Annotated in this window: 10 protein-coding genes; 3 read left to right on the top strand and 7 right to left on the bottom strand. The window is 68.7% G+C overall.

What is annotated here, in order from left to right; all coding sequences use genetic code 11:
• Nucleotides 1-13: 13 nt before the first annotated feature.
• Nucleotides 14-1,780, bottom strand: coding sequence for a proteasome ATPase (gene arc, locus ACZ5VD_RS28400; RefSeq protein WP_468552348.1), 1,767 nt, complete (start codon nucleotides 1,778-1,780; stop codon nucleotides 14-16).
• 256 nt (nucleotides 1,781-2,036) lie between these two features.
• Between arc and ACZ5VD_RS28395 the strand changes: the two genes are divergently transcribed.
• Complete coding sequence (locus tag ACZ5VD_RS28395) at nucleotides 2,037-2,342, top strand: ferredoxin (RefSeq protein WP_468683716.1); 306 nt, start codon at nucleotides 2,037-2,039, stop codon at nucleotides 2,340-2,342.
• Between the two features lie 59 nt (nucleotides 2,343-2,401).
• Here the strand turns inward: ACZ5VD_RS28395 and ACZ5VD_RS28390 are convergent, their stop codons facing one another.
• From ACZ5VD_RS28390 to ACZ5VD_RS28380, 3 genes are all read right to left on the bottom strand, one after another.
• A complete protein-coding gene (locus ACZ5VD_RS28390; protein WP_468552350.1) occupies nucleotides 2,402-2,980 on the bottom strand; it encodes a hypothetical protein in 579 nt (192 codons plus the stop codon).
• A gap of 209 nt (nucleotides 2,981-3,189) precedes the next feature.
• The gene (locus ACZ5VD_RS28385) at nucleotides 3,190-4,092 is read right to left on the bottom strand and encodes a tRNA (adenine-N1)-methyltransferase (RefSeq protein ID WP_468552351.1); all 903 of its coding nucleotides are present in this window, start codon (nucleotides 4,090-4,092) and stop codon (nucleotides 3,190-3,192) included.
• 38 nt (nucleotides 4,093-4,130) lie between these two features.
• The gene (locus ACZ5VD_RS28380) at nucleotides 4,131-5,693 is read right to left on the bottom strand and encodes a site-2 protease family protein (RefSeq protein ID WP_468552352.1); all 1,563 of its coding nucleotides are present in this window, start codon (nucleotides 5,691-5,693) and stop codon (nucleotides 4,131-4,133) included.
• 176 nt (nucleotides 5,694-5,869) lie between these two features.
• On the opposite strand from ACZ5VD_RS28380, the gene ACZ5VD_RS28375 reads away from it, so the two are divergent.
• A complete protein-coding gene (locus tag ACZ5VD_RS28375; protein WP_468552353.1) occupies nucleotides 5,870-6,877 on the top strand; it encodes a RecB family exonuclease in 1,008 nt (335 codons plus the stop codon).
• A gap of 14 nt (nucleotides 6,878-6,891) precedes the next feature.
• Entirely contained in the window at nucleotides 6,892-7,563 is a 672-nt protein-coding gene (locus ACZ5VD_RS28370; protein ID WP_086728460.1) for a response regulator, read from the top strand.
• 71 nt (nucleotides 7,564-7,634) lie between these two features.
• Here ACZ5VD_RS28370 and ACZ5VD_RS28365 read toward each other — a convergent pair whose 3' ends face one another.
• The 3 genes from ACZ5VD_RS28365 to ACZ5VD_RS28355 form a co-directional block, all read right to left on the bottom strand.
• Nucleotides 7,635-9,215: an ABC transporter substrate-binding protein gene (locus ACZ5VD_RS28365; protein ID WP_468683715.1), complete on the bottom strand. Its 1,581-nt coding sequence runs from the start codon at nucleotides 9,213-9,215 to the stop codon at nucleotides 7,635-7,637.
• A gap of 70 nt (nucleotides 9,216-9,285) precedes the next feature.
• On the bottom strand, nucleotides 9,286-10,890 hold the full coding sequence (locus ACZ5VD_RS28360; RefSeq protein ID WP_468552355.1) for an ABC transporter substrate-binding protein: 1,605 nt from the start codon (nucleotides 10,888-10,890) through the stop codon (nucleotides 9,286-9,288).
• Nucleotides 10,891-11,301: 411 nt separating this feature from the next.
• Nucleotides 11,302-12,003 carry an HAD family hydrolase gene (locus ACZ5VD_RS28355; RefSeq protein WP_468552356.1) on the bottom strand — a complete coding sequence of 234 codons (702 nt, stop codon included), beginning with the start codon at nucleotides 12,001-12,003 and terminating at the stop codon, nucleotides 11,302-11,304.
• Between the last annotated feature and the right edge of the window lie 210 nt (nucleotides 12,004-12,213).

The following is a 12,213-nucleotide window of genomic DNA, read 5'->3' as shown; positions in this document are numbered from 1 at the left end:
GCCGCCCTGTTTTTTACAGGTACTGACCAGTGTTCGCCACCGTGTCGATGGAGCGTCCGGTGTCCGCACCCTGCTTGCCGGTGATGAGCGTACGGATGTACACGATCCGCTCGCCCTTCTTGCCGGAGATGCGAGCCCAGTCGTCCGGGTTGGTGGTGTTCGGCAGGTCCTCGTTCTCCTTGAACTCGTCCACGCAGGCCTGGAGGAGGTGGGAGACGCGAATGCCCTTCTGCTTGTGGTCCAGGAAGTCCTTGATGGCCATCTTCTTGGCCCGGCCCACGATGTTCTCGATCATGGCGCCGGAGTTGAAGTCCTTGAAGTAGAGGACTTCCTTGTCACCGTTGGCGTAGGTGACCTCCAGGAAGCGGTTCTCCTCGGATTCGGTGTACATGTGTTCCACGGCCGTCTGGATCATGCTCTGGACCGTGGTCACCTTGTCGCCGCCGTGCTCCCCCACGTCCTCGGGGTGCAGCGGGAGGCGCTCGGTCAGGTACTTCTGGAAGATGTCCTTGGCCGCCTCGGCGTCCGGACGCTCGATCTTGATCTTCACATCGAGTCGGCCGGGGCGCAGGATGGCCGGGTCGATCATGTCCTCACGGTTGGAGGCACCGATCACGACCACGTTCTGCAGGCCCTCCACACCGTCGATCTCGGCGAGCAGCTGCGGGACGATGGTGTTCTCCACGTCCGAGCTGACACCGGAGCCACGGGTACGGAAGAGGGACTCCATCTCGTCGAAGAAGACGATGACGGGGGTGCCCTCGCTGGCCTTCTCCCGGGCACGCTGGAAGACCAGGCGGATCTGCCGCTCGGTCTCACCGACGTACTTGTTCAGGAGCTCGGGGCCCTTGATGTTGAGGAAGAAGCTCTTGCCGGTGGCCTGTCCGGTCACCTCCGCGACCTTCTTCGCCAACGAGTTGGCGACGGCCTTGGCGATGAGCGTCTTGCCGCATCCAGGAGGCCCGTACAGCAGGACGCCCTTGGGCGGCCGCAGTTCGTGCTCCTTGAACAGGTCGGGGTAGAGGTACGGGAGCTCGACCGCGTCGCGGATCATCTCGATCTGGCCGCCCAGACCGCCGATCTGCTCGTAGCCGATGTCCGGGACCTCTTCCAGGACGAGTTCCTCGACCTCGCTCTTGGGCACGATCTCGTAGACGTAGCCGGAGCGGGGTTCGAGCAGCAGGGCGTCGCCGGGGCGGATGTTCACGTCCAGCAGCGGCTCGGCGAGCCGCACCACCCGCTCCTCGTCGGTGTGCCCCACCACAAGGGCGCGCTCGCCGTCCTCCAGGATCTCCTTGAGGGTGACGATGTCGCCGATGCTCTCGTACTCCATGGCCTCGACCACGTTGAGAGCTTCGTTGAGCATCACTTCCTGGCCGCGCCTGAGTACCTCGACGTCAACGCTGGGGCTGACGTTCACGCGGAGTTTGCGACCGCCGGTGAAGATGTCGGAGGTGCCGTCCTCGTTCGCTTGAAGGAAGACACCGAATCCGGCCGGCGGCTGCGCGAGCCGGTCGACTTCCTCCTTGAGGGCCACGATCTGGTCTCGTGCCTCACGGAGTGTGTTGGCGAGTCGCTCGTTCTGGGCGGACACGCCGGCCAGATTGGTCTGCAGCTCGACGATCCGCTCTTCGAGAATCCTCGTGTGTCGCGGAGAGTCGGCGAGCTTGCGCCGCAGGACGGCGATCTCCTGCTCAAGGTAGGCAATCTGCCCGACGGGGTCCTCGGACCCTCGTCCCGGGCGGATGCCGCGGTTCATGTCGTCGTCGTGGGCTGCCACGGTCCTCACCTCCTCCAAGGGGAGCTGGACGCTTCCAGACCCTACCTGGGTGGGTGTCGATTGAAACCCCTAGATCACAAAGACTGTCGGGGTGTGTCCGATCTTCACCCTTGCGCTCTCCCTCACGTCAGGGGAATACCCACCGAACATGATTGGAAAGCCGCCGGAGGTAGGGTCGAAGTGTTCAACACCCGTCAGAGCTGGCCGGATTCCCAAAAGGCACGGCGTTGAAACGGCGATCGAAACGGCAGGAGACATGAGCGTGCAGCAGGAGGCCGGGGCCGACAGCGAGGACCTCGAGGTCTGGATCGACCAGGACCTCTGTACCGGCGACGGCATCTGTGCCCAGTACGCGCCCGAGGTCTTCGAACTGGACATCGACGGCCTGGCCTATGTGAAGAGTCCCGGCGACGAACTGCTTCAGGACAAGGGCGCCACAACACCCGTACCGCTGCCGCTTCTCACCGATGTGGTGGACTCCGCGAAGGAATGTCCGGGCGACTGCATCCATGTCCGTCGGGTTTCGGACAAGATCGAGGTCTACGGGCCCGACGCCGGGTGACCGACCCGTCACCCGCTGCTACGGCTGTCCGTTCCTCACCCGCGCCGGTGGCGCGGGTTTCAGACGGTCTGTGAGCCGGCGGGTGTCGAGCGGACGAACGCGCCGTTCTTCCACGCCCACTTCGCGCTGTCCTTGACGTCCGGACAGCAACTGGGCACATCGGGGGTCGAGTAGCCGAGGAGCGTCGCGAGGACGGCTCCGTCCCGCAGTGCGAAGTCGGTCACGGTGAGACGGTCCTTGGGGTCGATCAGGGTGGCGACGACCCGGGGCCCGCCGCCGTCCGCGGACCGGGTGAGGACGTACACACCGTCGGGCGGGGTGCCCATCGCCGCGTCGCAGTGCACCACGACCACGGTTTCCGGCCTGCCGTCGCCGTCGAGGTCTCCGGAGACCCTCTTCTGCACGAGTTCCCTCACCGGACCGCACTCGATCGGGAAGTCGACCCCCGTGGGATCGGGGGGCGCGGTGACGGCCGGGGCGCCCTTGGTCTCCGGGCCGGTCGCCTGCGCCGCCGTCGCCGGGCCGGGCTGCAGGACCGAGGAGAGCGCCACGACTCCGGCGACCGCCGTCGCGGTGGCGACCCAGTGGATCGGACGGGTATGGGTGTGTGCCAGTTCCGGGACGGCGGATTGCTGCACTAGGAGTGTCTCCCGTGGGCTGTGCCGGTGGGGGTGGCCTGCATGGTGCCACACGGCACAGGACGGCGGAACGGTGGGGTGGCCTCTCGTGGGCCTTCGGTACGGCGGGTTCTGGCGCCGCGTCGACAGAGAGACGCCGTGGCCGAACTCCCCGGATCTGCGGGAACTCGGCCACGGCGCCTGCGCGTTGGTGGTGGCACGGGGCCGGCTCAGCGGCCGGCGCCGCCGTCGGCGTTGGGGCCGGTGTAGTCCTCGCCGTAGGCGCCCTTGGAGGGGCGGCGACGGCGCATGGGAGGCTCGACGCCGTCGGCGAGGCGGCGGGCGGTGAGCAGGAAGCCGGTGTGGCCGATCATCCGGTGGTCCGGGCGGACGGCCAGGCCCTCGATGTGCCAGTTGCGGACCATCGACTCCCAGGCGCTCGGCTCGTTGAAGCAGCCGATCTCGCGGATGGACTCCACGGTCCGGGCGAGCTGGGTGGTGGTCGCCACGTAGCAGCAGACGATGCCGCCGGGGACGAGCGCCTTGGAGACGGCCTCCAGGCACTCCCAGGGGGCGAGCATGTCAAGGACGACACGGTCGACCTCGGTGTCGCTCAGGTTGTCCTGGAGGTCGCCGACGGTGAGCTGCCAGGCGGGGTGCGGGCCGCCGAAGTAGCGCTCGACGTTCGCCTGGGCGATCTCGGCGAAGTCCTCGCGGCGCTCGTAGGAGTGCAGCATGCCCTGGTCGCCGATGGCACGCAGCAGGAAACTGCTGAGCGAGCCGGAGCCCACGCCCGCTTCCACGACGCGTGCGCCGGGGAAGATGTCGGCGAAGGCGAGGATCTGCCCCGCGTCCTTGGGGTAGACCACGGCGGCGCCGCGGGGCATGGACAGGACGTAGTCGGGGAGCAGGGGGCGCAGCGCGAGGTAGGCGACGTTTCCGGTGGTGCGGACAACGCTGCCCTCGGGAGCACCGATCAGCTCGTCGTGCGGGAAGGAACCCTTGTGGGTGTGGAAATTCTTCCCGGCCTCGAGCGTGAACGTGTAGTGGCGGCCCTTGGGGTCGGTCAGCTGAACCTGGTCCCCGACCTTGAAGGGCCCGCGCCTGCGGGCGGCACCGGTCGGTTCGGACATGTGACCAGCCTACCGGCGTTTGTCGGGGCCGCCGACCACTAGGACGGCCTGGCCATGGCCTTCACGAAGGCGCGCTCCACGTCGGCCGCCGACAGCACGCCGAAGATCTCGCCGGTCTCCTCGACGACCAGGTACTCGGTGGCCGGGGCGGCCCGCAGGGCGTCCAGCAGGTCCTCGCCGGCCAGCTCCGCGGAGACCCGCATGCCGTCCGTGAGGTCCTGGGCGAGGCCGCTGACGGCGACCCAGGGGCGACGGTGTTCCGGTACGCCCACGATGGCGGCCTCGCGGACGAGGGAGAGGGGATGGCCGTCGGCGTCGACGACGACCAGGGCGCGGGCGCCGGCCGCGTTGGCGCGCCGCAGGGCTTCGGAGAGCGGGGTGTTCGTCTCCACGGGGACCGCGCGGCGGGTGAGGTTGCGGGCACGCAGCTCGGGCAGATGCTCGCGCAGCCGGGCCATGCGCAGGCTGTTGCCCGCGCCGGTCCAGATGATCGCGGCGAGGATCGCGGCGAGCAGGGCGTCCATGACGGTGTCCATGCCGACGTTGTCCTCGGCGTTGGAACCGAGCGCCCCGGACTGGGTGAGCAGCGGCAGGCCGATCAGGACGGCGACGGCGAGCGCGCGGCCGACCCAGGCGGCGGCGATCGTGCCGCTCATCGGCTTGCCGGTGATCTTCCAGACGACCGCGCGGAGCATCCGGCCGCCGTCCAGGGGCAGGCCGGGCAGGAGGTTGAAGGCGGCGACGATCAGGTTGGAGATCATCAGGCCGGCCAGCAGGACGCCGGGGACGGTGCCGGGCTCGACGGGCAGCAGGGCGAGGTAGAAGACCCCGGACAGCACGAGGGAGAGCAGCGGGCCGACGAAGGCCAGCCAGAACTCCCGGCCGGGGGTCTCGGCCTCCTTCTCGATCTCGGAGACCCCGCCGAAGAACTGCAGCTGGATACGGCGGACGGGCAGCTTGAAGCGGAGGGCCACGACCGTGTGGGCCAGTTCGTGGATGAGGACGGAGGCGTAGAAGGCGACCGCGAAGAAGAGGGAGACCAGGTAGCGGGCGGCACCGAGTTCCGGCAGCACGCGGTCGAGCTGGCCGCCGAACACCCAGGTGATCAGGGCGGCGACGAGGAACCAGCTGGGCGCGACATACACCGGCACCCCGAACGGCCGCCCCATCAGCAGCCCGCCGCCGGGCCCCTTGGGACGCCGGGGCGGACGGCCCTTGGCGATACGGGTGCGGGTGAGGGTGCGGTCGCCCGCGGGGGCGTGCCGCTCTTGGTCGGGGGCGTCGTGGTTCCCGGCGTCGGAACCTGCGCGGTCCGTGTCCTCGGGCCGCTTGTGTTCCGGGCCGCCCTCGCCCGTGGTGTCGCTCCCGGTGCGGTCGCTGTCGCCGCGGGGAAGACCCGAGTCGCCACGGGAGGGATCCGAGTCCTCGCGGGGAAGGTCCGACCGGCGTACGACCATGGTCGGTTCGTCGGGCGGCGGGGTCCCGTCGGTGTCCGGGGCCTTCGGGGTGGGGTCGGGGGTCGGGGTCGCAGGTGCTGCGTGGTGCTCGGCCGACTCGTCGTTGCCGGGCCGCGGCTGTCCGCTACCGCCGCTCTCGTCCACGGTGTCCCCTCGTTCGCAGCGTCTCCCGCGCCTGCCGGACGGGAGGGTCTCGGGTCGATGGTATGCGGCGGTCGCGACGCGTTCCGCCCCGGGCACCCCCCGTGTTTCCGCCGCCGTCGCACCGGCCGCGACAGTGGCTGGGTCACTGTCGGTGGCGGGCCGTAAGGTCTGTGGGCATGGAGACGAGCACCGAGGGCGTCACGGAGGCCACCGGCGGCCCCACCACAGAGGTGGACCCGCTGGTCACGACCGAGCCGACGACACCGGCAGCGGCGGTGGACGGCGCCGAACCGACACCCGCGGCGGCCGGGCCGGCCGCCGCCGGGTCCACCGCCATAGCGCCCGCCTCCCTGTCTCCCTCCCGCGCCAGTGACTTCATGCAGTGCCCGCTGCTGTACCGGTTCCGGGTGATCGACCGGCTTCCCGAGAAGCCGAGCGAGGCGGCGACCAGGGGCACGCTGGTGCACTCGGTCCTTGAGCGGCTGTTCGACGCCCCGGCGGCGGAGCGGACCGCGCCGCACGCCAAGTCGCTCATTCCCGGCCAGTGGGACCGGCTCAGGGAGACCCGGCCCGAGGTCGTCGAGCTGTTCGCCGACGATCCCGAGGGCGAGCGGCTGGCGACCTGGCTCGGCGACGCGGAGCGGCTGGTGGAGCGCTGGTTCACGCTGGAGGACCCGACGCGGCTGGAGCCGGCGGAGCGCGAGCTGTTCATCGAGGCCCGGCTGGACTCCGGGCTGAAGCTGCGCGGGATCATCGACCGGGTGGACGTGACGCCCGCCGGCGAGGTGCGGATCGTCGACTACAAGACCGGCAAGGCGCCCCGGCCCCAGTACGCCGAGGGTGCCCTGTTCCAGATGAAGTTCTACGCCCTGGTGGTGTGGCGGCTGAAGAACGTCGTCCCGCGTCGGCTCCAGCTCGTCTACCTCGGCAGCGGTGACGTCCTGACCTACGACCCGGTCCTCGCCGACCTGGAGCGCGTCGAGCGCAAGCTGCACGCGCTGTGGGAGGCGATCCGCGAGGCCACGGAGACGGGCGACTGGCGGCCCCGCCCCACCAAGCTGTGCGGCTGGTGCGACCACCAGGCCCACTGCCCGGAGTTCGGCGGAACTCCTCCGCCCTATCCGCTGCCGGTGAGGGCGCCCGAGTCCGGGGACGTGACGCAGGGCAGAATGGGGCCGGACTAGCGAAGGAGACTTACGTGGCCATCCGCGTCCTACTGGTCGACGACCAGCCGTTGCTGCGCACCGGCTTCCGAATGATCCTGGAGGCAGAACAGGACCTCGCGGTCGTCGGCGAGGCCGGAGACGGCCTGCAGGCGCTCGATCAGGTACGGGCCCTGCAGCCCGACGTGGTGTTGATGGACATCCGTATGCCACGGATGGACGGTGTCGAGGCGACCCGGCAGATCACCGGTCCCGGCCGGGACGGCCCGGCCAAGGTGCTGGTGCTGACCACGTTCGACCTCGACGAGTACGTGGTGGAGGCGCTGCGCGCGGGGGCCAGCGGGTTCCTGCTCAAGGACGCCCCGGCCGACGAACTGGTCCAGGCGATCCGGGTGGTGGCCGCGGGTGAGGCGATGCTCGCGCCGAGCATCACCCGCCGGCTCCTCGACAAGTACGCCACGCATCTGCCGTCCGGCGACGAGCCGGTGCCGGACACCCTGCACACCCTCACCGAGCGCGAGGTGGAGGTACTGAAGCTGGTGGCGCGCGGGCTGTCCAACGCGGAGATCGCCGCCGACCTCTTCGTCAGCGAGACCACCGTCAAGACGCATGTCGGTCACGTCCTCACCAAGCTGGGGCTGCGCGACCGGGTGCAGGCGGCGGTGTACGCCTACGAGAGCGGGCTGGTGCGTCCCGGCGCGCAATAGCTGGGTTCCACGACAGGGAGGGCGCCCCCCGCTGATGGGCGGGGGCGCCCTCCCTGTCGTACGGCGGTCGCTCAGCCCTTGCTGAGCTCCCAGAACCGGAAGACGGTCGAGGCGTCGAGGCAGTACTCCAGGCCGTAGACGTCGTCGCGGGTGACGGCGTACTGCTTGGCCTGCCAGACGGGCAGGATCGGGAGTTCGTCGGCGACGATGTCCTGGAGCTTGCCGTAGGCGTCGTCGGTCGCGCCGCGGTCGCTCTGGGCGGCGGTCCGCGGGATGAGCGTGCCGGTGATCGTGTCGTTGGTGTAGTTGTTGCCCAGCACGTTGCCCTCACCGAAGAAGGGGGCCGTGAAGTTGTCGGCGTCCGGGTAGTCGGGCACCCAGCCCTTGACGTAGACGCCGTACTTGCCGTCTTCGATGTCCCGCTCGTACTGGCCGAACGCCACGGACTTCACGTCGGCGTCGAACAGGCCGCTGGCGTTGAGCTGTTCGGCGATGGCCCTCAGCTCGTCGTCGGTGGCGGGGCCGTAGCGGGACGGGGTCGACCAGAGGGTCAGTGCGACCTTGTCGGTGATGCCGTCGGCCTGGAGCGCGGCGGCGGCCTTGGCCTTGGAGGGGCGGGCGCCGTAGGTGTCGAAGTAGGCCGTGTTGTGGCCGGAGATGCCCGCCGGGACGATCGAGTACAGCGGGGTGGCCGTGCCCTGGTAGACGTCGTTGATGAGGGCGTCGCGGTCCAGCAGGTGGGCGATGGCCTTGCGGACGCCGAGCTGCCCGGTGACCGGGTCGTTCATGTTGAAGACCAGGTGCTGGACCTCGGCGCTGCTGCCCTCGACTATCTCGACGCCGGAGCTGTCGTCGGCCTGCTCGATGTCGGCGATGGCGTCCGCGGACAGGCCTCGGTAGGCGATGTCGACCTTGTTGTCGAGCAGGGCGGCCTTGAGCGCGGACTGGTCGCCGTGGAAGAACCTCAGGCTGACGCCGGTGTTCTGGACGTCGGCGGTGCCCTGGTAGTTCTCGTTGACGGAGAAGACGGCCTCGTCCTCGCCGAAGGAGTCCAGCCGGTAGGGACCGGAGCCGACCGCTTCGCCGTCCTCGCGCAGCCCGTCCGCGTCGTACTGGGTGTGGTCGACGATGGAGCCCGCACCCGAGGCGATCTTGCTGGGGAAGGTGGCGTCCGGCGTGTTGAGGCGGAAGACCACGGTCTTCGCGTCCGGTGTCTGGACCTTGTCCAGCATGGGGAACATGATCGCGGGACCGGCGTCGTCGTTGATCTTCAGTATCCGGTCGAAGGAGAACTTGACGTCCTCCGAGGTCAGCGAGTCACCGTTGCTGAACTTGAGGCCGTCCTTCAGGGTGCACTCGTAGACCTGGGTCCGGGTGTCCGTGAAGGAGCAGTTCTCGGCGGCCTCGGGCTGGGGTTCGGTGGCGCCCTTGGGGAAGCTCAGCAGCGACTGGAAGACGTTGTTGAACAACAGCCAGGACCCGGGGTCGTAGCCGGAGGCGGGGTCGGTGGCCAGGACGTCGTCGGACATCCCCATCACCACCGAGGAGCCGCTGTCCCCGGAGCCGCCGGACTCCGTTCCGCAGCCGGTCAACAGGCCGGAGGCCAGTCCCGCCACGAGGGGCAGGACCGGCCACTGGTTGCGCACATTCACGTGGGGGTGCCTTGTCGTCGATGTCGGTGCCCCGGGCCGTCCTCCCGGGCCCGGGCCGGGCGGGGCGGTGTCAGCTGCTCACACCACGGCCGAGCTCCCACAGCTGGAGCGTCGAGGAGGAGTTGAGCACGTACGCGGTTCCCGTGACGTCGTCGCGGGCGGCCACGTACTGCTTGCCCTGCCACAGCGGCAGTACGGGGACGTCGCGGGCGACGATGTCCTGAATGTCCGTCAGGCTGGTGGCGGCGGCGATACGGTCCGCCTCCTTGCGGGACTCCGGGATCAGGGTGTTGCGGATCTCGCTGTTCACATACGGCGAGCCGATGGTGTTGTCCTTGTCCAGGAACGGCGCGAGGTAGTTGTCGGCGTCCGGGAAGTCGGGGAACCAGCCCATGCCGTAGACGTCGTACGCGCCCTTCTTCTCGGCGGGACGGAAGGTCGCCCACGGAGTGCCCTCGATGCCGACGTCGAACAGGCCGCTGTCGTTGAGCTGCTTCTGCAGCACCTCGAACTCCTGCTTGGTGGCCGGACCGTAGTGGTCGGTCGTGTAGTGCAGGGTCAGCTTCACCGGGGTGGTGATGTTGGCCGCGGTCAGCAGGGACTTGGCCTTGGTGGTGTTCGGGTCGCCGTACATGTTGAAGAACGCGTTGGAGTGACCCGTGATGCTGGCCGGGACCATCGAGAACAGCGGATCGGCCTGGGAGCCGTAGACCTTGGAGACGAGCTCGCTGCGGTTGATGAGCTGCGCCATCGCCTGGCGGACCGCCCTGGACTTCACCGACGGGGCATCGGTGTCGAAGCCGAGGTAGCGGATCTCCAGACCGGCCGTCTCCACGACGTCGATGTCGCTGCCCGAGGTGTTGGTGAGCTTGTCGATCTGCTCCGGCGACATGGTGCGGGTCATCACCTCGATGCTGCCCTTCTTGAGCGCGGCACCCATGGCGTCGGCGTCCTCGAAGGAGCGCATGCTGACCTTCTCGTTGTTCACCTTGAGCGTCCCCTCGTAATGGGGGTTCTTGGTGAACACGGCCTCGACGAGCTCGTCGTTCTCGACCTTGGCGCTCATCGTGTACGGGCCCGAGCCGTCCACGTCGAAGCCGTCGCGCAGCTTGTCCTTCTCGTAGTCGTCGGGGTTGACGATGCCGGCGACGGGGGTCGACAGCTTGAACGGGAAGGTGGCGTCGGCGGTCTTCAGGTGGAAGATGACTTCGTTGTCGCCCTTCGCCTCGACGGTGTCGATGGTGGACAGCAGGGCGAACACCTCGCTGTCGGCCTTGATGGCCCGGGCGCGGTCGATGGAGAACTTCACGTCCTCGGCCGTGACGGCGTCACCGTCGGCGAACTTGAGGTCGTCGCGGAGCTTGCAGGCGTATCGCTCGTTGCCCGAGTCGGTGAAGCCGCAGCTCTGGGCGGCCTCCGGCACCGGTTCGCCATCGCCCTTGGGCTGGATCATCAGCGTCTGCACGGTCTGGCGCAGGATGTTCCAGGTGCCGACGTCGTAGGCGTACGCCGGGTCGACGGGCGCGGGGGCGTCCTTCGATGCCGTGAACCGGTCCGTGGTACCGACGACGATCGCACCGTCACTGTCGCTCCCGCTGCCGGACCCCCCGCATGCGGCGAGCACCGGCGCGAGCAGACCGATCACGGCCGGCAGCACCAAAGTCTTGCGGTTCATGCTCGAGTTTCTCCAGAGCTGTCGAGTCCGTGTACCCGGCATGCAGGGGTGTCGCAGCGGATCACGGGGTAAGGGCGATGTTCTCGCTAGGAGATTAGTCCGGACCCGCACGAAGGTTCGCGGTCACCGGAGTTGAGACCCCATCACGCAGCGAAACCGGCTGCGGACAGTCCGAAAACCCGAGGGTGGAAGGATTAGTGCAGGGTTTCATGAATCGGGACACAAGGGCACGCCTCGACCCACCACAAGGGAGGCGGGACCACACCTCTCAATACCCTGTCGACCCCTGCGCGAGTGGGGAACGTCACATACACAACAGTCTGCCGCCAAGCCGGAATTCAGCCATCCTGCACGGTCGAATTCCCCTTGGGTAATTCGCGCCCAATCGACACGGCACGCTGGGTGAACGCCCTAGCGCATTTCCGTCATCAGGCCGCGGAGAAATGCCAGGTCGACCTCTTCCAGCGAGGTCACGACGGTGCGCCCGGCGGCCGGGGCGATGGGCGCCACGGACGGCACCGCCACCACATGGCATCCCGCGGCCTCCGCAGCCGCCACACCGGTGGAGGTGTCCTCGACCACCGCGCATCTGGCCGGGTCCACGCCGAGTCCGGCGGCGGCGAACAGATACGGGTCGGGATACGGCTTGGTACGCCCCACCTCGTCACCGGCGACCGTCAGGGCGAAGTACTGCGGGCCGAGCGAGGACAGTACCCGGTCGATGATGCGCCGGTGCGAGGCGGAGACCAGGGCCGTGGGGATCTCGTGCGCGGCGAGTTCGGCGAGCAGCCGGGCCGCCCCCGGCATCAGCGGCAGGGCACGGTCGATGCGCTTCTCGAAGCCCTGGTTCAGCAGCACGCTGAGCTCCGCGAGAGGGATGTCGGCGCCGGTGGCCTCGATCAGGAATCCCGCACTGCGGGTCATGGGGCCGCCGACCACGACATGCCGCCAGGAGTCGTCGAGGGTGTGACCGAGACGGGCGAAGACCTCGACCTCGACGTCCCACCAGAAACCCTCGGTGTCCACCAGGGTTCCGTCCATGTCGAGGAGAACGGCCTGCAGTGCTGAGCCTTCGGCCGTACGGGTGTTTGGCGCTGGGACCGTACTGGTCATCCGGGCGCACCTCCTTGAGGGACGATCAGGCCGGTTCCCGAAAGGGAACCGGCCTGCGGTGGACCGACAAGTATACGTCTCGTCCGATCAGCGCGCGCCTCGGCGCACTTCTTATCGTGCGTTGAAGTACTTGGCTTCGGGGTGGTGGATGACGATGGCGTCGGTGGACTGTTCGGGGTGGAGTTGGAATTCCTCGGAGAGGTGGACGCC

The organism is Streptomyces sp. NPDC032822, from assembly GCF_055578825.1.
Note: the sequence above shows the minus strand (reverse complement) of the source record. Positions and strands in the feature narration are given on the sequence as shown.

What these genes read in the sequence shown, in the direction of transcription:
- ACZ5VD_RS28395 (WP_468683716.1), top strand. Translation starts at nt 2,037, where the DNA reads ATGAGCGTGCAGCAGGAGGCCGGGGCCGACAGCGAGGACCTCGAGGTC.
- ACZ5VD_RS28385 (WP_468552351.1), bottom strand. Translation starts at nt 4,092, where the DNA reads ATGTCCGAACCGACCGGTGCCGCCCGCAGGCGCGGGCCCTTCAAGGTC.
- ACZ5VD_RS28375 (WP_468552353.1), top strand. Translation starts at nt 5,870, where the DNA reads ATGGAGACGAGCACCGAGGGCGTCACGGAGGCCACCGGCGGCCCCACC.
- ACZ5VD_RS28360 (WP_468552355.1), bottom strand. Translation starts at nt 10,890, where the DNA reads ATGAACCGCAAGACTTTGGTGCTGCCGGCCGTGATCGGTCTGCTCGCG.
- ACZ5VD_RS28355 (WP_468552356.1), bottom strand. Translation starts at nt 12,003, where the DNA reads ATGACCAGTACGGTCCCAGCGCCAAACACCCGTACGGCCGAAGGCTCA.